Origin of the sequence: Acinetobacter sp. ESBL14, from assembly GCF_036668815.1 — a bacterium.
Lineage (GTDB): Bacteria > Pseudomonadota > Gammaproteobacteria > Pseudomonadales > Moraxellaceae > Acinetobacter > Acinetobacter gyllenbergii.
In genome coordinates, this window is the sequence record NZ_JAZEVS010000007.1 from 173810 (window position 1) to 194386 (window position 20577).

Annotated in this window: 17 protein-coding genes; 8 read left to right on the forward strand and 9 right to left on the reverse strand. The window is 39.2% G+C overall.

Going from position 1 to position 20577, the window contains the following annotated elements; translation table 11 throughout:
* Window positions 1–48: 48 nt before the first annotated feature.
* The gene (locus tag V6E90_RS18940; RefSeq protein ID WP_332606186.1) at window positions 49–1368 is read right to left on the reverse strand and encodes a D-alanyl-D-alanine carboxypeptidase PBP6B; all 1320 of its coding nucleotides are present in this window, start codon (window positions 1366–1368) and stop codon (window positions 49–51) included.
* A 438-nt stretch (window positions 1369–1806) separates the two neighbouring features.
* On the opposite strand from V6E90_RS18940, the gene V6E90_RS18945 reads away from it, so the two are divergent.
* Entirely contained in the window at window positions 1807–3507 is a 1701-nt protein-coding gene (locus V6E90_RS18945) for a M61 family metallopeptidase (protein WP_332606187.1), read from the forward strand.
* A 122-nt stretch (window positions 3508–3629) separates the two neighbouring features.
* Here the strand turns inward: V6E90_RS18945 and paaI are convergent, their stop codons facing one another.
* A complete protein-coding gene (gene paaI, locus V6E90_RS18950) occupies window positions 3630–4013 on the reverse strand; it encodes a hydroxyphenylacetyl-CoA thioesterase PaaI (protein WP_016541265.1) in 384 nt (127 codons plus the stop codon).
* 571 nt (window positions 4014–4584) lie between these two features.
* Between paaI and V6E90_RS18955 the strand changes: the two genes are divergently transcribed.
* Window positions 4585–6816, forward strand: coding sequence for an NADP-dependent isocitrate dehydrogenase (locus tag V6E90_RS18955; RefSeq protein ID WP_005202278.1), 2232 nt, complete (start codon window positions 4585–4587; stop codon window positions 6814–6816).
* A 114-nt stretch (window positions 6817–6930) separates the two neighbouring features.
* Window positions 6931–7575 carry a hypothetical protein gene (locus tag V6E90_RS18960; RefSeq protein ID WP_262757558.1) on the forward strand — a complete coding sequence of 215 codons (645 nt, stop codon included), beginning with the start codon at window positions 6931–6933 and terminating at the stop codon, window positions 7573–7575.
* 62 nt (window positions 7576–7637) lie between these two features.
* On the opposite strand, the gene V6E90_RS18965 is transcribed toward V6E90_RS18960, so the two are convergent.
* Window positions 7638–8456, reverse strand: coding sequence for an rRNA large subunit pseudouridine synthase E (locus V6E90_RS18965; protein ID WP_023271474.1), 819 nt, complete (start codon window positions 8454–8456; stop codon window positions 7638–7640).
* 193 nt (window positions 8457–8649) lie between these two features.
* Here V6E90_RS18965 and icd point away from each other — a divergent pair, with 193 nt between their 5' ends.
* Window positions 8650–9906 carry an NADP-dependent isocitrate dehydrogenase gene (gene icd, locus V6E90_RS18970; RefSeq protein ID WP_065343395.1) on the forward strand — a complete coding sequence of 419 codons (1257 nt, stop codon included), beginning with the start codon at window positions 8650–8652 and terminating at the stop codon, window positions 9904–9906.
* Between the two features lie 138 nt (window positions 9907–10044).
* Window positions 10045–10665 (forward strand): pentapeptide repeat-containing protein, encoded by a 621-nt coding sequence (locus V6E90_RS18975; protein WP_332606188.1) that lies wholly within the window; start codon window positions 10045–10047, stop codon window positions 10663–10665.
* Window positions 10666–11069: 404 nt separating this feature from the next.
* Here the strand turns inward: V6E90_RS18975 and V6E90_RS18980 are convergent, their stop codons facing one another.
* From V6E90_RS18980 to V6E90_RS18995, 4 genes are all read right to left on the reverse strand, one after another.
* Window positions 11070–11387 carry a hypothetical protein gene (locus V6E90_RS18980; RefSeq protein WP_065343393.1) on the reverse strand — a complete coding sequence of 106 codons (318 nt, stop codon included), beginning with the start codon at window positions 11385–11387 and terminating at the stop codon, window positions 11070–11072.
* Window position 11388: 1 nt separating this feature from the next.
* A complete protein-coding gene (locus tag V6E90_RS18985; RefSeq protein ID WP_065343392.1) occupies window positions 11389–12099 on the reverse strand; it encodes a hypothetical protein in 711 nt (236 codons plus the stop codon).
* Window positions 12096–12698 (reverse strand): PAAR domain-containing protein, encoded by a 603-nt coding sequence (locus tag V6E90_RS18990; protein ID WP_262757562.1) that lies wholly within the window; start codon window positions 12696–12698, stop codon window positions 12096–12098. The genes V6E90_RS18985 and V6E90_RS18990 overlap by 4 nt, the downstream gene beginning before the upstream one ends.
* Before the next feature lie 256 nt (window positions 12699–12954).
* On the reverse strand, window positions 12955–13566 hold the full coding sequence (locus V6E90_RS18995; protein ID WP_262757563.1) for a DJ-1/PfpI family protein: 612 nt from the start codon (window positions 13564–13566) through the stop codon (window positions 12955–12957).
* Window positions 13567–13840: 274 nt separating this feature from the next.
* Between V6E90_RS18995 and V6E90_RS19000 the strand changes: the two genes are divergently transcribed.
* Together V6E90_RS19000 and V6E90_RS19005 are read left to right on the forward strand one after the other, a co-directional pair.
* Window positions 13841–14659: a PhzF family phenazine biosynthesis protein gene (locus tag V6E90_RS19000; protein WP_023271479.1), complete on the forward strand. Its 819-nt coding sequence runs from the start codon at window positions 13841–13843 to the stop codon at window positions 14657–14659.
* A 144-nt stretch (window positions 14660–14803) separates the two neighbouring features.
* Window positions 14804–17572 carry a M16 family metallopeptidase gene (locus V6E90_RS19005; protein ID WP_023271480.1) on the forward strand — a complete coding sequence of 923 codons (2769 nt, stop codon included), beginning with the start codon at window positions 14804–14806 and terminating at the stop codon, window positions 17570–17572.
* A 49-nt stretch (window positions 17573–17621) separates the two neighbouring features.
* Here V6E90_RS19005 and V6E90_RS19010 read toward each other — a convergent pair whose 3' ends face one another.
* Window positions 17622–18005 (reverse strand): DUF3144 domain-containing protein, encoded by a 384-nt coding sequence (locus V6E90_RS19010; RefSeq protein WP_016541274.1) that lies wholly within the window; start codon window positions 18003–18005, stop codon window positions 17622–17624.
* Window positions 18006–18110: 105 nt separating this feature from the next.
* On the opposite strand from V6E90_RS19010, the gene V6E90_RS19015 reads away from it, so the two are divergent.
* Window positions 18111–18743: a hypothetical protein gene (locus tag V6E90_RS19015; protein WP_252727897.1), complete on the forward strand. Its 633-nt coding sequence runs from the start codon at window positions 18111–18113 to the stop codon at window positions 18741–18743.
* A 330-nt stretch (window positions 18744–19073) separates the two neighbouring features.
* On the opposite strand, the gene V6E90_RS19020 is transcribed toward V6E90_RS19015, so the two are convergent.
* Complete coding sequence (locus V6E90_RS19020; RefSeq protein WP_332606189.1) at window positions 19074–20528, reverse strand: CYTH and CHAD domain-containing protein; 1455 nt, start codon at window positions 20526–20528, stop codon at window positions 19074–19076.
* Between the last annotated feature and the right edge of the window lie 49 nt (window positions 20529–20577).

Here is a 20577-nt window from a genome sequence, read left to right on the forward strand (position 1 = left end):
TTTTTTCAATATTGTATTGGTAATCTTGATAGAAAAAGTAGGTTTTTTTTAACCTTGATTTAAAGGATAAAGTTTCGGGTTTTGAGTATCGTTGGTTGAAAAAAAACTGAACAGATTAGAAAACCAGATCATAATTTTTTGAAAAATGTTGGCTTCTTCAATCTGAACATCATTCTCAATTTGTAAGCTACGAATCAATTGGTTGTTTTGATAAATCGATACCGTGGCCAAGTTCATGACTTGAGTCAAAGGTGCAGTTAAATGCTGTTCATTCAGTTCGATATTGATATGTGTATTCGTCGTTTGAAGCGGTTCAACGGTCGTGACTTGCTGGTTGGCATCAGTCAAATGAATACGTTGTGTCAATAAATCAAAAGTATTTAAATCAATCGGCGCTGCTTGACCATAAAGTGAGGTGGTGACAATCGTTGGTTGCTGTGTTTCAACTTTAAACATTTTCAAAGTCGATTTAATTACAGGGAGTTCGGCAATGAGTCGTTGTTTTGGAATTACTTCTTCATCTCGGGTATAGGTATAAGCCAAATTCATCAATTTATGTGCCACTTCTGCACGCTTTACTGCGCTTGGTGTGCCTAACACCACCACAATCAAACGACGTTTTTCAACATGCCGATTAAAGGTTGGACGCTCAGCAGTGAGGGCTAAGTTGTAACCTGCCGCTTTGGTAAAACCTGTTTTTAGACCATCAGCGGTTGGGTCCATTTTCAAAGCCAGATTAGTTGCATGATGGAAGCGTTGGTTATAACTAAAGCTTGGCATTTTTGAATAATATAAATATTCAGGGGTTTGCTTCACAATGGCTTTCGCAAGCAGGCTGAGATCAGCAGCTGTAGAATAATGATCGGTCATGGTAATCCCAGCTGGATTACTAAAATGCGTATCTTTCATGCCCAAGGCTTGCGCCTCTAGATTCATACGCGCCACAAATTGCGGTACGCTGCCCGAGATTTTTTCTGCAAGCGTGACGGCTGCATCATTGGCAGACATCACAATGAGGCCTGCTAAAAGCTGGTCAACAGAAATCTGTTCACCTGCTTTTAAATACATTTGTGACTCATCCCACATGACTGTGCTAACAACAGGCGTTGCGGTCAGTATGTCTTCTTTACGTAATTTACCCGCCTCAATTTCTTTTAGCGCGATATAGGCCACCATCATCTTGGTGAGTGAGGCTGGTGCACGCTGAACATGACTATTATGCTCAGCAATAATTTGTCCGGATTGAGCATCAATCACAGACCATGCTTGAGCTTCAACGGTTTCAGGGGCAATGTTGAGTAAATTTGCATGTGCAAGGTTTGCACAAATGAGACTAAACAACGTAAAGAGGGGGAGGAGAAATTTCACGTGAATACCTTGTAGTGCCGATCCGGTGGCCTTAAATGTGAGAGGAGAATGCTATGACTTTTTTGTTGAAGAATCTAGGGGCTATTGACATTTTATATATGAATTGCGTTGTAGGCTAAAAATCAATCAGACGAGGCATGAAACGCAGGGAATGGCTATTCCCTTGCCAAGTTTCATAACGAAGTATGAGGGTATTTTAGCCACAACCCTTTGGGACAGTGGCATTTTTTGTCGCTACTACGTTATGCCTTGTTCATTTAGAATGACTAAATTTCACAAGACATGCCTTGTATCGCCTAAAAAATATCCATTGTCGCAACCACAGATAAAGTGACAATGGCCCCTAAACTTTTGCTGACAATTACGACATCTACGCATGACTTTGTAAAAAAATGCTAAGCTGTGTGAAATTGTTCCTATTTTTTATGATTAGAAATTATGTTGCACTATCAAATTGAGTTCGACGATTATCGCCAACACCTGATTCATGTCACCTTACGTTTCCTTGCCAATCCCAATCAAGAACTTTGGTTGCCAACTTGGATTCCAGGCAGCTATTTAATTCGAGAATTTTCCAAACACATTGAATCGGTAAAAGCATCTGATGAAGCAGGGCGTTTACTCAGCATTAAAAAAACAGAGAAAAATCGCTGGCGTTTATTCAATACCGATCATGAACTGATTACGGTGGAATATGATGTCTATGCTTATGATTTATCGGTACGCGGGGCCTATGTTGATCAAACCCGTTTATACGTCAATCCAGCTTGTGTTTGTTTGGGTTTAAAAGATCAAGAGCAAGCGCCGTGTGAAGTGGAAATCTTTCTCCCAGATGAACTCAAGCATTTTCAAATTGCGACGGGTTTACCAACCAAAAGCTTAGTTAAAGGACGTTTTACTTTAAAATCAGATAACTACGATCAGTTGATTGATAGTCCATTTGAGTTGGCTGAGCAAAGTCGTTTTAGTTTTGAAGCCAATGGTATTGCGCATGAGTTTGTGATTTCTGGCAAGCACACGACCAATTTAACTCGTTTAGAGGCAGATATTAAAAAGATTTGCCAAACTGAAATCGACATCTTTGGTTCAGCACCATTTCAAAACTATACCTTTATGACCATGGCAACTGGTAATAGTTATGGTGGATTAGAGCATTGCAATAGCACCAGTTTAATTACACCTCGTGATGATTTACCTAAGGCGGATGAGGCAGAAGAACCGTCTAAAGATTATCAACGCTTTTTAGGTCTATGCAGCCATGAATATTTTCATTCATGGTTAGTAAAATTTATTCGCCCTGAAAATTTTACCAACTATGATTTGCATCAAGAAGCCTACACGAGCTTACTGTGGATTTTTGAAGGCTTTACTTCATATTATGATGATCTGATTTTGTTGCGTAGTGGCGTGATTTCACAAAAATCTTATCTGGATTTACTTAAAGCGCAAATTGACCGTTATTTACAAAACCCAGGGCGTTTGGTGCAATCTGTTGCTGAGTCAAGCTTTGATGCTTGGATCAAGTTTTATCGTCAAGATGAAAACTCGAATAATGCAGGCACGAGCTACTATAATAAAGGCAGTTTGGTGGCACTTTGTTTGGATTTGGGGTTGCGCTTACGTGGTTCAAATTTAGATGCCTTGATGCGTCGTCTATATGAAAATACCCAAAATGGGATTCAAGTGAATGATCGGACGATTTTTGACTTATGTCATGAGTTGACAGGGGATAACTGGATTGAGCAAATCAATCATTTGATCAACACCACAGATGAATTGCCACTGGATCAACTCTTCCCTGAATTTGGTTTAAGTTATAGCACCAAAGAAGATAAGGCTTTGCCATTTGGCTTAAAAGTTGTTGATAAAGCTGAAGGTGTGGTAGTGCAACAGCTTCGTCGAGAGAGTGCTGCGGCAAGGGCTGGATTGTCTGCCAATGATGTGATTATTGCGATTGATGGCATCAAGGCTTCGGAAAAACTGTTGGCAAAGTATGCAAAGCAACAAGGTAAATTTATTGTTTATGCATTCCGCCGTGATGAGTTTTTACAATTTGAACTGGAAGCAGGTGAGAATGCACTGACAACAGTTGAACTCAAAGTTGAAGATCAAAATAAGCTGGATCGTTGGTTGAAGTAATCATGTGTTGATTAAAAGGAAGAGCTGAATCTCTTCCTTTTTTGTATTTAATTTTGGTATGAGCGTGGATTTATTCCTGCTGAAACTTTGATTTTGAGAGAGTGAATCGTTAAAAGGCACATCTATTTCTGCTTAGTCACTAAGCGTGAAATTCCTCTAAACTCGGCAATAATTTCATTGTGCTGATTGGCGATTGTAATATCATAAATTTCAGATCGTCCACTTGGCGCTTTGAAGCTTGCTGTTGCAGTTAAAGTATCGCCAATTTTTCCTGGTTTGATATAGCTGATATTGCAATGCTGTCCGACAGCAGGTTGTTCACTATTACATGCAATCGCAAAGGCACTGTCTGCAATCGCAAAAATAATGGCACCGTGGCAGGTGCCATGCCCTTGAGTATGATTTTCTTTCACTGTTAAAGAGACTGCGGCTGAACGATGACCTGAGGCTGTTAGTTTTGCACCGATCATTTGCATCACAGCATCTTGTTGAAATAGTGCATTCATCTTGGCAAGATCCATCTTTTTATATGATATGGTTTTAAATATAAATTAATTTTTTCGAATCATAAATGCTGTTTTGATAAATGATCGATAAGATCTGATAAAAAGCGCAATATTTTTGACGTTCAAGCAGGTCGTGATTGAGTTTCGCTGGGCTTATGTATAGGTCATTAAATCGTGAGTTAACAAAGATAAAATCGATTTAAAAGTGTGTCGATTACATTGAACCTACCACTAAAGAATTAACGAATTGTTCATCTAAGCCTGTCAAAATAGGACGAGTTATTTAGCAATTTATGTATTTGTTTGCTAAATGATCAATTCGGTATCTATATTTAAAGCAGACAGTGGTTTGTATTTGAAAAGCCAAAACTTGACCGCATATATATATGGCGAGATGCTACTATTATATCATTTTGTAGTATTTTTTATCGAAATGTCGTTATCACTGGATATTGCGTTGACTCGCATGTGATGAACACTGATACTCTCAAGTTTGTTTAAGCAAATCGGTTCTAGGAGCTGGGCCACAAGCACAGTTATCCGTAACTCAATCCAACACAAGGGGCTATATATGGCTGGTGGAAAGTCAAAAATCATTTACACACTGACTGACGAGGCGCCGTTATTAGCGACCTATTCATTGCTACCGATCATTGAGACCTTTACAAAACCTGCTGGCATTGAGATTGTTAAAAGTGACATCTCAGTTGCAGTACGTGTACTCGCAGAATTTTCAGATTACCTTAAAGATGAGCAAAAGGTAAACAATAACCTTGCAGAGTTAGGTCGTCTTACACAAGATCCAGATACCAATATCATTAAACTTCCAAACATCAGTGCGTCTGTTGCTCAGTTAGTGTCATGTATTAAAGAGCTCCAGTCGAAGGGTTATGCGATTCCTGATTACCCAGAAAATCCAACCACTGAAGAAGAAAAAGAGATCAAGGCACGTTATGGTAAATGCCTTGGTTCAGCAGTAAACCCTGTATTGCGTGAAGGGAACTCTGATCGCCGTGCGCCAGCTGCTGTGAAAAATTATGCAAAAAAACACCCGCATTCAATGAGCGAGTGGAAACAATGGTCTCAAACTCACGTTTCTCACATGGATGAAGGCGACTTCTACCACGGTGAAAAATCAATGACTTTAGACCGTGCACGTAATGTGAAAATGGAACTCATCACTAAGTCTGGTGAAACCATTGTGCTGAAGCCAAAAGTCGCACTTCAAGATGGCGAAATCATTGACTCAATGTTTATGAGCAAGAAAGCGCTTTGTGATTTCTACGAGAAAGAACTTGAAGACTGTCGTGAAGCGGGCATTTTGTTCTCATTACACGTGAAAGCAACCATGATGAAAGTGTCACACCCGATCGTATTCGGTCACTGTGTGAAAATTTACTACAAAGACGCTTTTGAAAAACACGGTAAATTATTCGACGAACTCGGTATTAACGTGAACAACGGTATGGCTGGTCTTTATGAAAAGATCGCAACTCTACCAACATCTTTACGTGAAGAAATCATCGAAGATTTACATGCTTGCCAAGAACACCGTCCTGCACTTGCAATGGTGGATTCTGCTAAAGGCATCACCAACTTCCATTCACCAAATGACGTGATTGTCGATGCTTCTATGCCTGCAATGATTCGTGGTGGCGGTAAAATGTGGGGTGCTGACGGCAAACCTTACGACTGTAAAGCTGTGATGCCAGAATCAACTTTCGCGCGTATCTACCAAGAAATGATCAACTTCTGTAAGTGGAATGGTAACTTCGACCCACGTACTATGGGCACAGTACCGAACGTTGGTTTGATGGCGCAAAAAGCAGAAGAATACGGTTCACACGACAAAACTTTTGAAATCTCAGAGGCGGGTATTGCCAACATTACTGATTTAGACACGGGTGAAGTGTTGATGTCACAAAATGTAGAAGAAGGCGATATCTGGCGTATGTGTCAGGTGAAAGATGCACCAATCCGTGACTGGGTGAAACTTGCAGTAACACGTGCACGTAACTCAGGCATGCCTGCGATCTTCTGGCTTGACCCGTACCGTCCACACGAAAATGAATTGATCAAAAAAGTTGAAAAATACTTGAAAGATCATGACACCACAGGTCTTGATATTCAAATCATGTCACAAGTACGTGCAATGCGTTATACGCTTGAACGTGTAGCGCGTGGTTTAGATACCATTTCTGTCACTGGTAACATTTTACGTGACTACTTAACTGACTTGTTCCCGATTATGGAATTGGGTACTTCAGCGAAAATGTTGTCGATCGTGCCGTTAATGGCTGGCGGTGGCATGTACGAAACAGGTGCTGGTGGTTCAGCACCGAAGCATGTACAGCAGTTAGTTGAAGAAAACCACTTACGTTGGGATTCTCTCGGGGAGTTCCTTGCACTGGCGGTATCTTTAGAAGAGCTTGGCATCAAAGAAGATAATAACCGTGCGAAATTGCTTGCGAAGACGCTTGACCAAGCAACAGGTAAACTTCTTGATAACGACAAGTCTCCATCACGTCGTACAGGTGAGTTAGATAACCGTGGCAGCCATTTCTACTTAGCATTGTACTGGGCTGAGGCATTAGCTGCTCAAGACGAAGATGCTGAGTTAAAGGCGAAATTTGCTCCGCTTGCAAAATCGCTTGCTGAAAACGAACAGAAGATTGTTGCTGAACTTGCTCAAGTTCAAGGCCAAGCTGCTGATATCGGTGGTTATTATGCAATCGACCCAGCGAAAGTAAATGCAGTAATGCGTCCAAGTGCAACGTTTAATACGACACTTGCGTCACTTTAATTGTTGATATATCACCGACAACATTGTCGGTGATATAAAAAAGCCGATGTGAAAACATCGGCTTTTTATTAATATGAGTCGGATTTTTCGATTTTTGGGGTTTTAAAGTAAAAGATGGAACAAACTCGGGCTGATACGCATTCCTCTGTTTTTATGGCAGCTGTTTTATTGTTACATCTAGCTTATTATATCGTTTCGGAATCCACTTACAGTTTTATTGAAAATCATATTTATCAAAAGAAACAAGAATATGTTGAAGCAGATGAGAAAATAAGAGTTTATATAGAAAAATACCCAGCTAAAAAAACGACATACTATTTTGAGCTTTACAATGATGGTTCTTATCTCGGAGATATTTTCTGTGGTGCTACTATGATTCATTTATGTCGGGAGTGGAGTGATTATCAGTATGGCTTTAAAGTCGAAAATTTAGCCTACGAAGCCCGAGTTAATGATTTAGGTGAGGTGAAGTCGGTTAGAGTTAAATATTTTGACTTAATTAATAATGATAAATATAAAATTATAAATAATAGGGAGTTTTTTTCTCCATCATTATCAACACTTGTTGGTAAATTAGTGATCAGTCTTATTTTTGCTCTCTGCGTAAATCTTTCGATCTTGATTTATTGGTGTAAAATTCTTCGTGAAAGACAGCTAAATAAATATAAATATGATTACTTTATAATTTATGGTTGTCCCTTACTTATGTTGGGTTATTTCATAAAATGTATTTTTGATATTTATTCGTTTGTATTCTGAATCATCTGTTGTTTAGCGCATGTTTTAAAGCCCACGAAAGTGGGCTTTAAAACATCTAAACTCTAACGCCCATTACGGTTACGGCCACGCGGTGCTTTGGTATTTGGACGGGTTGTGCCATTGGTCTTGCGACGTGGTTTATCGGCATCGTCAGTTTGCCAAATACGGGTTGTACCACCACCTGCTTTTTTCTTGCCTTTAAATGGTTTTTCACCTTTTTCTTCTCGAGCTTTATCTTTAGCGCGTGAGAAGTGCGGTTTATTATTCGATTTTTTCGCGAAAGAACGACCTTCATAAGGCTTATCGGCAGGAACATCTTTAAAATCAGGATAAAGCAAAGGTTCGATTTCCAGTTGTTCTCCTGGCTGTAAACCTAGTTTGACCAGATCAATTGTACCAATTTGAGTGCGAATCAGACGTAAAGTTGGGAAACCAACAGCAGCGGTCATACGACGTACTTGACGATTACGACCTTCGCAGATTTGTAGTTCGATCCACGTCGTTGGAATATTGGCGCGATAACGCACAGGTGGATTACGTTCCCATAGCCATTCAGGTTGATCGACTTTCCGTGCTTTGGCCGGTAAAGTCATACCATCTGCAAGTTCAACGCCCTTTTGCAGTTTTTCGATTGCTTCTTCTGTGACATCACCATCAACTTGAGCAAGATAGGTTTTATATTTTTTATTGTCTGGATGAGTGATGAATTGATTTAAACCACCATGATCCGTAAGAAACATTAAACCTTCAGAGTCTAAATCTAAACGTCCTGCAATACGAAGTTCAGGATCTTTGATAAAACTTGAAACTGTTAGATGTTTTTCATCTTCGCGAAACTGTGACAAAACGTCAAAAGGTTTGTTAAATACGACTACTTTCATATGAATATACTACTTTGGTTATGGGCGGCATCATAACAATAACGGTTTCTATTTAATGGGAAAATGTTGTTATTTCCCGTATAAATCTCAAAAAAACCAGTTTTGAACTAAACTGTTTCATGCAATAAAAAACGAAAGTATGCCATAGAAGGCATAGAGATAATCGCTAAATACATGAGGGAGAACCTACAAAATGGGTTATCAGAAGATTGTGGTTCCTGCTGATGGAGACAAAATCACAGTAAATGCAGACCTGTCACTGAATGTTCCAAATCGTCCAATCATCCCTTTTATTGAAGGTGATGGTATTGGTGTGGATATTACACCAGCAATGAAGGCAGTAGTAGATGCCGCCGTGTTAAAAGCTTACGGTGGCAAACGTTCAATCGAATGGATGGAAGTCTACTGCGGTGAAAAAGCAGATAAAATTTATGGCAATTATATGCCAGAAGAAACTTTTGATGCTTTACGTGAATTTATTATATCAATAAAAGGGCCATTGACGACACCCGTTGGTGGCGGTATTCGTTCTTTAAATGTCGCATTGCGTCAAGAACTCGACCTCTATGTTTGTGTGCGTCCAGTCCGCTGGTTTGAAGGTGTTCCATCACCTGTTCAACATCCCGAACTGACCGATATGGTGATTTTCCGTGAAAACTCGGAAGATATCTATGCAGGGATAGAGTGGAAAGCAGATTCACCAGAAGCAAAGAAGGTGATTAAATTCCTGCAAGAAGAAATGGGGGTAACCAAAATCCGTTTTCCGACAGATTGTGGGATTGGGATTAAACCTGTTTCTAAAGAAGGTACACAGCGTTTAGTGCGTAAAGCAATTCAGTTTGCGATTGATAATGACAAGCCTTCGGTGACCTTGGTACACAAGGGCAACATCATGAAGTACACCGAAGGTGCATTTAAAGAGTGGGGTTATGAACTCGCCATGGAGCGTTTTGGTGGCCAGTTATTGGATGGTGGGCCTTGGGTAAAAATCAAAAATCCAAGAACGGGCAAAGATATCATTATTAAAGATGTGATTGCCGATGCCTTCTTACAGCAAATCTTGATGCGCCCAGCAGATTATTCGGTGATCGCGACGCTGAACTTAAATGGTGACTATATTTCGGATGCACTTGCCGCCGAAGTGGGCGGAATCGGAATTGCACCGGGCGCGAATATAGGGGGTGCAATTGCGGTGTATGAAGCGACACACGGCACGGCACCAAAGTATGCGGGACAGGATAAAGTCAATCCGGGTTCTATCATCCTTTCTGCTGAAATGATGCTGCGAGATATGGGATGGACGGAAGCAGCAGATTTGATTATTCAAGGTGTTTCGGGTGCGATTTCAGCAAAGACCGTGACTTATGACTTTGAACGTTTGATGCCAAATGCAACCTTGTTGCGTTGTTCTGAGTTTGGACAAGCCATAATTCAACACATGGAAGATTAAGGTCTAAATGTGAAATGAAAAGAGCGGTATAACTGCTCTTTTTTATTTGAATTTGAGATCAGTAAGTCATAAGAAAAGCATATACAAACGAGCGTCCATGGCATATGTTGATCTATTCGAAAATAAAAATTGAACATCATGGCTGAACGAAAATATGGTGCAGCTGCACCAAAAACTACAGAGACTATCACCAGTTTAGATTGTTATGGGCAGATACTGAGTAATCAAAAATATGAGCGGACTTTGTTTGTTGACTTAGATTTATCAGAAGCACAAAGCACAGGGGCTATTTTTAATGAATGTACCTTCCGTCGGGCACGTTTTAATGCCTCAGTTCATCAGCATAGCGCATTTTTAAATTGTACTTTTCATTTCTGCAATTTCTTTGACAGTAAATTTATCGACTGTAAATTTGTCGGCAGTATGTTTAGCAATTGCCAATTTCATCATATGCGAGTGGAGGATAGTGATTGGGCTTTTGTTGGATTGCCAGGTGCTGATTTAGAAAAAGCTTCTTTTTTGAGAACACGCTTAAGAGAGGCTGATTTGACAGGTGCACGTTGTCATGGAAGCTCAGTTCGAGAGAGCGACTTATCTGGTGCATGGCTTCATAGTGCAGATTTTACCGAGTGTGATTTAAGAGGCAGTGATTTGAGTGCTTTAGATCCGAAAGAAACACAGATTAAGGAGGCGATTATCAATCTTGACCAAACCTTAATGATTGCAGAAAATTTAGGCTTCGATGTCAGGGTTAATTGAAGCGCTCCGAATGTTGAATATAAAAATGAGTGGCCTAAACCACTAATTTTTATGGGAAAAGAAATTAAATCCTTTTAAGACCAATACAGTCTGATAAAAGGGACTCATTGTGATCTAAAGAAGCCCGTTAAACGGTTACTTAAATTCAATGCGTGTAGAGATTATCTGTAATAATACCGCTTGTATTTGTGGAGATAGCACATTGGCTATATGTGATATTAGACACGCCACAGTTCAAGAACTTGCGTATTATCTCTTTTTTGAAGGTCAATAGGAAATTAAACAATATGGGAAATAGGAGTATTGACCGATATGTAATAGGTGACATATTGCAAATTGAGAACTAATTAAATTAATACCTTGCTAAAACAGCCTCAACTTTAATTATTAAGGCTATTTTTTGATTATATTTTTTCGCTATTCAAATCTGAATTTCGATGACCTAATTCTGGCTGCTCTCGCTCTAACCAATTTTGATAGCTAATACTGATATTAAATAAATTCATACTTATACTCAGTAATAACGCCATAATGCTAACTAGAATTGCTATTTTCTGCTTCAGAATTAATGTAATAATTAATATTAAAGCTGAGGTGGAAATGAAAAATGTATCAATTGAAACAGCATAGTGATTGTTATTTGTCATAAAAGACAGGATATAAATGAATACAACTCCAATAATGTTTAGGAGAGCAACCCAAAATAAGATTTTAACTTTCATATCACTTCTTCTTTTCTACAATTAACGCTGGGATTCGTTCCCCACCGATTACGTTACCTACATAGCTGTTATTCCCTCTACTATAGGCCCATAAATAGATCTCTTTATCTGTTGGCGAAGTTCGTTTATAAACAGCTTCTTTTCGAGAAAAATAAGCCCAGCCTTTTTGACCGTGCACTCTACATTTTTCTTGTCTAATTGCAAATACATCCGCAATAGATTGTACAGACGTTCCTCTAAGACCTGTGTTGCAACCATGTAGAACTAAGTTAGCATTTGGAGACCAGCGCAATTTCTCTAATTGGGATATTTCAGTATAGGAAATTGTACCGTCCTCTAAAACTTCATTACTCGCGTTTCTGGTGCCTAAAAACTCTAAACCATCGTTACCGCCGTCTGTTTTGCTAGAGTGGCTAAAAACGTGCATTTCTTTTACTTTGGCAACGGTTTTATTTATCTCGTCATAGATCTCGGCCCAAACCTTTTTAAAGTCCTGTCCTGACGTAACTTGGTACTCTTTAAATACATAGTTATCACCGCAGTTTTTTAGCTTCAGTTGGGATAGCCAGTGATTTGATGCTCTTTGAAAAGCCTTGTCATCGCTCTTTGATGGTTTGTAGTAATAAACACATATTAAATATTCTTTTAACTTGATGGGCTGTTTATGTACAGATTCAGCCTTTGTATTGGTTTTGCAGATTCCTTGTGTCACTCCAGCTCTCCGATAAAAATGTGAATATCTTCAGCTTTGGTCGTATGAAACCTTTCTGTATATCCATTTTCATCTGTGGTTCCTGAAGCTACGACACTACCAGTAGAGTCTTTGAGGTGATAGGGGATGTTTGCCAAGGGTTCATTATCATCTCTATCGATCAATTGAACACGTTCATCAAAATTTAATTGATCAATAATATTCTGAACATTACTTGCTTGCCCTGAACTGGCACCCGAACCAGAGCCACCAGTTCGCACAGCTAAATCTGAAATCTTCATGTACTTTGCGCCACATGTTGCTTGGTCACCAGCCACAATTAAATTACGGCCATTAACCTGCATAAAACCTCGTTGCGTTGCTATGGCTTTTGAAATCACATTACATTTAGGGCAATAATGTTTCATTCCCTCTAAATGAGCCGCTTTACCATCTACTAGCCAAAAATCATCTCCTTCAATGATCTTGCCACCGTGATTAGTAAAACATCCTCTTGTTATAAATGCTTGCATATTATGAATATCCAGGATTATTAAAATAATTGGATAAAGATTGTCACCTTTATAATTTTTATGCAAAGAATTGCCTGATTTGTTCATGAATTAAGTGTTTTATGTATATTAAATTGGTTTTTATATAATGGGTTGGAATCATGTTTAACTTATTATAGAGTTGTCAGCTTTCATTAATAAAAATAGGCTATCTGAATTGTATGCGTACCTATTTATCCGTAATGTGAAAATAAAAAAATTGTTAATTTTTTTATTTAAAATAAGTGTCTTGCTGTAGGTAGTTTAGAAATCCAACACACCAACAGCAAGTGATAATACATAAATCTTGATATCCAGTTGTTGGTTAGTCAGCTTTTACTTTACAGAAGGGATCAATGTTCGGGTTGCTATTCCAAATATATTCTGCCTCTTCAGCACAAAGTTGAGCTGCTTTTTCACCCTGTGTGTTATGAATAAAGGCGAGGGTCATATCCATACCCGCACTCACACCAGAAGACGTATAGAATTTTCCGTCAATCACCCAACGGGCCTGAGCTTGCCACAACACTTGATCATTGAGTTTTTGTACAAACTCAAAGGCCATTTTATTCGATGTTGCTTTAACGCCATTTAAAAGACCCGTCGCTGCTAGCAATGAACTGCCTGTGCAAATGGTTAGAACATATCTGCTTTGTGCCGCTAAGTTTTTGAGTTGGTCAAGAAATTCGTGGTTTTTGATCAGTTCAAACGTCACGATACCGCCCGGAATCAGCAAAATGCTTTCTGCATTGGTTTCGATTTCACGGAATGATTTGGTGTGGATGCAAACACCATGTTTATTGGAAACCAGACCGCCATTTAGACTATAAAACTGGACTTGATAGTGCTGTTGCAGTAAGCCAAATAATTCAACAGGCCCCATAATATCGAGGGTTTCAAAGTCCTCAAAGACGATGGCATTTACAGAAATAGGCATTTCTTTTCTCACGAATTAAATCTGGCTAACACCATAGTCAGCTGCAAATTTTTTATTGTGAATATTCTGTATGGCTTATTTTGAATTATGCTAAATCAGTGGACTTTTGGCCTGATCTGTTAGCAAGCGAAACGTATTTTTGGCTTAAAATTTAAACGCTTAAGCATCCTGAATGAGAAAAGCAGTGGTGTATCGTAAATTTAGAAAAATCTGTATCTATAATTTCTGGACTAGATGTTCAAAAATAACTGAAAAATAGAGCGAGTGCCGTGTTATGAAGATGTATCAAGTGGATGCTTTTACCCAAGAATTATTCAAAGGCAATCCTGCAGGTGTAATCATCGTTGATGAATGGTTGGATGAGCATTTGATGCAGAATATTGCCATGGAAAACAATTTATCTGAAACGGCTTTTGTGAAAATCATTGATGAGCATAATTATGAAATTCGCTGGTTTTCTCCACTCAATGAGGTTGCATTTTGTGGACATGCCACTTTAGCCAGTGCTTTTGTTTTATTTAAAGATTTTACTAAGCTAGAAACCATCCAGTTTCATGTACGCGATTTGGGAATTTTTATCGTTAGCCAAGACACTGATGGCAAAATTAAAATGAATTTCCCGATTCGTAAAGCAGAATTGGTTGCTGATTATCCTCAAGTATTACGTGAAGGACTCACCAAGCCGTTTAAAGCGGTCTATCGTAATGTCCAAGCCTATATTATTGAATATGAAACCGTTCAGGATGTCTTAGATGAACAACCTGATATGGAAAAATTAAAACAACTTGGACAAATTCGTACTGCGATTACAGCTTCTCAGCCAGACGTTGCAATTACTGCTAGAGGTGAAGGACAGTTTGATTGTGTGTCTCGCTATTTTGCGCCAGCAATTGGCATTGATGAAGATCCTGTAACAGGATCAATTCATACGGCGATTGTTCCACTTTGGGCTGAAAAATTGAATCAGACTCAATTAACGGCCTTTCAGGCGTCTCAACGAGGTGGAATTTTAGAATGTGTCATTGTATCTGAAGATCGTATTGAAATTTCAGGTTATGCAAAACTGTATCTGCAAGCTGAACTGGCAATCTGAATTTTTACTTAAACTGTGCAAAAACAAAGATAAAAGCTGTTTAAATAAACAGCTTTTTTCAAAACATAACTATTAAAAATGCGAATCGTTCTCTACTATAGCTTGACGTTTTTATTTAAATCACCATAAATACTTGGATAAATTATGTTAATGCGGTTTAAGCAGCTTACTCTCTCGCTTTGTTTGATCGGGTTGAGTGCGACGTCTTGGTCTCAGACAGTACTCGTAAAAAGTGAAAAAAATATTGAAGAATATAAATTAGATAATGGTTTCAGAGTTATTCTTGCGCCAAACGATAAAGAAAACAAAGTTTACGTCAATACGGTTTATTTTACAGGTTCATTGAATGATCCAAAAGGTAAAGGTGGTTTGGCACATCTGTTGGAACATTTGGCATTTAAAGGTACGCAGAATGTCAAAGGGGATGAGTTTCAGCGCCGTTTAGATCAATTTACTTTGATGACCAATGCCAGCACGGATTATTACTCGACCAAATATTTAAATATTGTTCGCCCTGAAAAGAATGCGTTGAATGAGATTCTATATCTCGAATCTGAACGTATGGACAAATTGGTACTGCAAGAAAAATTTGTACCTTCTGAAATTGAAATTGTAAAACGCGAACGTGAAATCCGTATGGATCAACCGTTTGCGGTTTTAATGGATCAAATGTGGAAAGCAGCGTATGGCAACCAATATTTGGGTCGTTTGCCGATTGGTGATCTGCCTGAATTAAAATCCATTCAACTGAATGAATTGAATCAGTTTTATAAAACCTGGTATGCGCCGAATAATGCGGTAATGGTGATTTCGGGTAAATTTGATAAGACTGAAGTGTTGAATAAGATTGATCAATATTTTAGTCCAATTCCCGCGCGTGCTGTACCAGCTCAAGTACAAGTGCCTGTACTGGATTCAAGTAAAATTGAACAGCGTCAATTTACGGTGCACAAGGGCAGTGATTTGGCCAAATTCCATATTTATATGAATGGCAAGAACACCAAGTTGCAGCCTGCGTTAGCTTTGGCACCTGCACTGTATACCATGCAACCAAGCGGTACTTTGTATAAAAGTATGGTAGAGACAGGTATTAGTACGGCTGTGCAATCGACCACATGGTTAGATCAAGATTTTAATTTGGTGTTTATGGGTGCAATTTACGCACCGAATCATGATGCCAAAAAGGTCAATGATGCACTCACGGCAGGTGTAGAAAATAGCCATGAGTTTAGTGAAGCAGAGTTGCAACGGATTAAAAATATCACGCAGAATGATGCGGATACGATTATGAATGATGCGGTGGCTTTGGGTTCACGTCTAAGCGATTATGCAGTTTCATCTCATGGTCAATGGGATCAATACTTTAAAGATTTGCAGGCTGTTAAAGATTTAAAATTAAAAGATGCCAACCAAACCTTAAAAGACTTTTTAGTGTCATCCCATCGTATTTCAGGTGATATTTTACCGACGCCTGAAGATCAGAAAAAAGCGATGACGTTGAAAGCTGAACAAAAGCCAAAAACGCTCGACCAAACTGCGGAAAAGCCTGAGCCTTTAAAAGATGCCAGTGTGTATAAGCAAGAAGTTAGCCAGTTTATGGCACAGTCTGCTCAGCAATTGCAAAAAAATGAGCAGAAAATTCAGCGCGGCGAATTAAAGAATGGTATTCGTTACGCGTTATTCCCAACGCCTACACGTGATGATAAAACTTATGCCACCATTAGCTTGGATTTTGGTGATGAGAAAGCGCTGTTTGGTAAAGGAGTCACTTTAGATTTAACCAGCTATTTAATGCTACGGGGTTCTGAGAAGCATACCTTGCAGGAAATTACCGATAAGGCGATTGCGGCGAGCGGTGGCGCATCGGTCAGCTCAAATGGCAATGGTTTTACCATCGTTGTTCAAGCGAAAAAAGACAAATTTGAAGACTTCTTAAACTTTATTATTGATGTCATCAAACAGCCGAAATTCTCGCAAACTGAATTTGATTTGGCAAAAAATCAAAGTTTGTCGGTACTGGATCGTCCATATACAGAACCTGCGGTTGTGTCATCAATGACTTTATCTAAAATTTTGGAAATCTATCAACCAGGGGATATGCGTTATCACTTTGAACCTGAGCTTGCCAAAAAGCAGATTAGTGAAGTCACTCAGCCACAAGTCAAACAATTCTATGATCAATTCTTTGAGACCGATCATGCACAAATTGCGGTAACAGGTGATTTTGATGCCAAGAAAATGCAAAAGACCTTACAAAAGGCCTTTGGTTCTTGGAAGGCAAAACAACCATTCACAAAAGTGACCGGTCAATATACCGTATATAAAGCACAGAAAGTGCATGCTTTATCAGAGCAGCGTGAGTTCGGTAGCTATCAAAGTGTATTGGCATTGCCTGTTGGTTCGTACCATAAAGATGCGCCTGCTTTGATTATTCTCAGTCATATTTTGGGTAACTCACAATTGTCATCACGTTTGGCTCAAGAGTTACGTGAGAAAAATGCGCTGGTGTATGGTTTTGGCAGTGGCTTAGACCTCGACCCAGATATTGATGATGGTACGTTGAGTATCACTGCAAATTATACTTCTGGTCGTTCAGAGCAAGTTTCGCAATCAGTACACAAGGTATTGAATGAGTTGCTGAGCAAAGGCGTGACTGAGCAGGAAGTGGAAGCAGCCAAAGCAGATATCATGAAGAAACGTGTGACGGCTTTGGAAGATGAGCGCAATATTCATGGTATGTTGACAGGTCAGTTAGAGCGCAACAAGACTTTGTTGGATCGTGCTGAACGAGATCAAGAGCTTGCAAAACTGAGTAAAGAAGATGTCAATGCTGCCATCCAGAAATACATCAAACTTGATCAGTTTGTCGAAGTCATGGCTGACCAATATGGTCAAGCACAAGACTTGAAGTAAATCATAAAAAGAAAGCCACCGATGAGGTGGCTTTTTTTATTGGAGATAATCAGTGATCATGTTTATGCGCATGAAAATCTTCATTTTTGCGGAAACGTAGGTAGTTTTCAAACTGTTCGCAGTATTCGTCAAAGTTATCTTCCAGCATCATTTGGAATTGTTGCAGCAGATAAGACATCACTTGTTCTTTGGCAGCACGCATTTCTTCGCCGTCTTTGAAGTTATTGGCTGCGACCCAAGTATTAAAACGGGCAGTGGCGAATAACATGGCTGCGCTGACCTGACCCCGTAATTCTTCTGGCTTGGTTTGCTGACCTTTAGGTGGTCGGCAGAAATCATTGGCAAGCTTAATGAACTCATCTGCACGCTCAAAAAAGACTGCATTTAAAGCTTCTTCTTCCGTCACATCAGTGGCGTTAATTTTTTGAGACATGGTTTTTCCCAGCGACAAGTTAAGACACATTATTATAGACAAAGCCTTGTCGAAACTAAACCTTTGCCTTAACCTAAAATAGCCTAAGCAATTAGAATAATCACTATGCAAGATGCGATCGCGATTCAAAGCTTAAAAACGGATATTGCCTTATTACGCCAGCATATTTATCCACCCCAATATTTAGAGCATGTCGAAGGCTTGCCGATTTATTATGGGCTGCAACAAGATGTGGATGAATATTATCGACAATGGCAACCCTTGATTGAACGGGCACAACAGTTATGTCAGCCTTTTATGGAAGATGACGTGGTAGATGCGATTCATTTACCCAGTCATTTAAATCTGCCGCTGTTTTTCTTTCATGTCGATCGGATTCGGATTAATAAAACTCGTGCTAAAGAGTCGAAAACTTTCCGTGGTGTGGCAGCATTACTAGAAAAATGTGGACACTTTGAGACGGATCAGATTTTTGCAATGCAGGAATGGTTGGGCAGTGATGATAGTGCTGCTTTGGTGGCGCATCGTGAATTTATTGATTTGCGCACCTATGTCTTTCAGCATGGTCAAAGTGACTATACCCGAACGCGGTTTTATATGAATGGGGTGATTTTGAGTGTAGAACCACATTTTAAATTGGTGGATGCACGGGATAAGCCGCGTAAGCAGCGTAATGATCGTTATAGCGATCCGATTGCAGATAATGGAACGTGGAAGATTTTTGGGAAGTATCGGTAAATGATTTAAGTGGAATAAATAGTTTAACACTCTAGTTTTCATTAAAAAATAACAGCACAGCCACAAGAGCTATATAAAGTTTGGAGGTTTTCGCGTAGGCGATTTCCTACTTTGTTTTCGGACAAAGTAGGCAAAACCATTGTCATCAGCAAAACCTGTCTATTTCTTGGATTTATTAAAATGTATCGCAGAAACATTACGTTGCTTATATCACGCAGGTTGCTGATGACGTTTCCGAGTATCCGCTTTTTGTAGGACTTAAATTATTTGTGGCGGCATCAATGCCGCCAGCACGATAATAGAGTGAAGTGATTTTCCCTTGCGCAGTAATCAATCCTCATCCCAAAAAATATCTTTAGCAGATAAACCCTGTAGCTTTTTATCTGCTTTTTTTGCCACATGTGGTTGTTGTGCCTTGACCCAACCTAAAGCAAATAAAAACTGCGGATGCTTCACAGCCTGTTGCTCAAAGATTTTCTCAGCAACAAACAGGTCATTATAAAAGCCTAAATATTCCTGAATTGGCTGTAACTTATTTAAGAATTGTTGAACCTGCTTTTCTGGATACAGCGCTGAAATAAAGTCGATGCAATAACGCAATTGTTTGACGCGTTTACGGGTACGGTGTTGTTGCTCGACTTCTAACTTAGAAAATTGGGCTGCATCTTTGAGAATTTTTTGATATAGCCTACTTAAGCTTTTCGCCGCCTGTTTGGAAAGTTTAGATTTAGACTCATCCTCACTATAAGTGAAGCTGAGTAATGCCAAAAATAGCTGTGTGGTTTGAGTGTGGCTTAATAACTGAGAAACACTACTGTCAAGATTATCAGGGAATGGAAAATCAAAATCACAGACTTCTTTAATTAAAGGAATAACGGAATCTTGAATTGCATCATTATCACGTGATTGTCCCAAAGCTCTAAAAATATCTGCTAACAGACTTTCCCAAGTAGGATCAATTTGCGCAGACCAGTTCGAAAAATGTTTTAAAGCAGAACGTAAACGACGTAAACCAACACGAGCTTGGTGAATATGATCGGCTTCGGCTACACCATCGGCAATTGCTGCTGCATTCGGTAAGATATGATTGAGGGTATTTTCGATAATCAGTTTGATTGCTTGTTCAGCACTGACATTTTTCTCTAAGCTTAGTGATTTCGCTTTGCTGGCAGGGGATACCATTTTGCCCATAGCCAATAAATTACCACGTTCAGCCTTACTTCTCACATCGAGCCAGAGTTGGTATTTGTCGACCCAAGTTTTGGCAAAATCAATCAGAGACTGTGCTGATCCTTGTTTTAATTCAAATTCAACTTCACAGATTTTAGCTTGATCAGTTGGCGTACGGATTTCGCCATCATCCAAGCAAACTTCAATCTGTGAACCTGCAAACTCGAAGACATGAAATGTGCGTTGGACGTCAGTTTGAAACTGTAGCAATAACTCAGCAGGTGAATCGCCTAGGACATCACGCAGTACAGTTTGGACTGTTTGATTATGTTTATATAGAGATAAATCCAGTTCGGGTTCTTTTGTACATTTGCCTAAATAGATATCTTCTTCGATGCGTTGCAAATGATTTTTGCTGGCTGCTTTAAAGGTTTGTACCCAATGTTCACCTTCCTGACGCAGACGAATGGCCACATAATTTTTTGCCAGTAAACGGTCGGCCGTATCATAGTATTTTGCTTGTAGCTGAATTTTTTGTGCTTTTTGTTTGCTTAACAGCTGTAATACACTTTTTTTCTTAGATTCAGGCAGTTGAAATTTTAGCTCTATTTCCATGATGTTATGACTCCTGACCACCGAGAATGATAAATATAAAAAATAGTAT

Coding starts and splice junctions, on each gene's coding strand:
- V6E90_RS18945 (WP_332606187.1), top strand. CDS start 1,807: ATGTTGCACTATCAAATTGAGTTCGACGATTATCGCCAACACCTGATT.
- paaI (WP_016541265.1), bottom strand. CDS start 4,013: ATGAATGCACTATTTCAACAAGATGCTGTGATGCAAATGATCGGTGCA.
- V6E90_RS18955 (WP_005202278.1), top strand. CDS start 4,585: ATGGCTGGTGGAAAGTCAAAAATCATTTACACACTGACTGACGAGGCG.
- V6E90_RS18960 (WP_262757558.1), top strand. CDS start 6,931: ATGGAACAAACTCGGGCTGATACGCATTCCTCTGTTTTTATGGCAGCT.
- V6E90_RS18965 (WP_023271474.1), bottom strand. CDS start 8,456: ATGAAAGTAGTCGTATTTAACAAACCTTTTGACGTTTTGTCACAGTTT.
- icd (WP_065343395.1), top strand. CDS start 8,650: ATGGGTTATCAGAAGATTGTGGTTCCTGCTGATGGAGACAAAATCACA.
- V6E90_RS18975 (WP_332606188.1), top strand. CDS start 10,045: ATGGCTGAACGAAAATATGGTGCAGCTGCACCAAAAACTACAGAGACT.
- V6E90_RS18980 (WP_065343393.1), bottom strand. CDS start 11,387: ATGAAAGTTAAAATCTTATTTTGGGTTGCTCTCCTAAACATTATTGGA.
- V6E90_RS18990 (WP_262757562.1), bottom strand. CDS start 12,698: ATGAACAAATCAGGCAATTCTTTGCATAAAAATTATAAAGGTGACAAT.
- V6E90_RS18995 (WP_262757563.1), bottom strand. CDS start 13,566: ATGCCTATTTCTGTAAATGCCATCGTCTTTGAGGACTTTGAAACCCTC.
- V6E90_RS19000 (WP_023271479.1), top strand. CDS start 13,841: ATGAAGATGTATCAAGTGGATGCTTTTACCCAAGAATTATTCAAAGGC.
- V6E90_RS19005 (WP_023271480.1), top strand. CDS start 14,804: ATGTTAATGCGGTTTAAGCAGCTTACTCTCTCGCTTTGTTTGATCGGG.
- V6E90_RS19010 (WP_016541274.1), bottom strand. CDS start 18,005: ATGTCTCAAAAAATTAACGCCACTGATGTGACGGAAGAAGAAGCTTTA.
- V6E90_RS19015 (WP_252727897.1), top strand. CDS start 18,111: ATGCAAGATGCGATCGCGATTCAAAGCTTAAAAACGGATATTGCCTTA.
- V6E90_RS19020 (WP_332606189.1), bottom strand. CDS start 20,528: ATGGAAATAGAGCTAAAATTTCAACTGCCTGAATCTAAGAAAAAAAGT.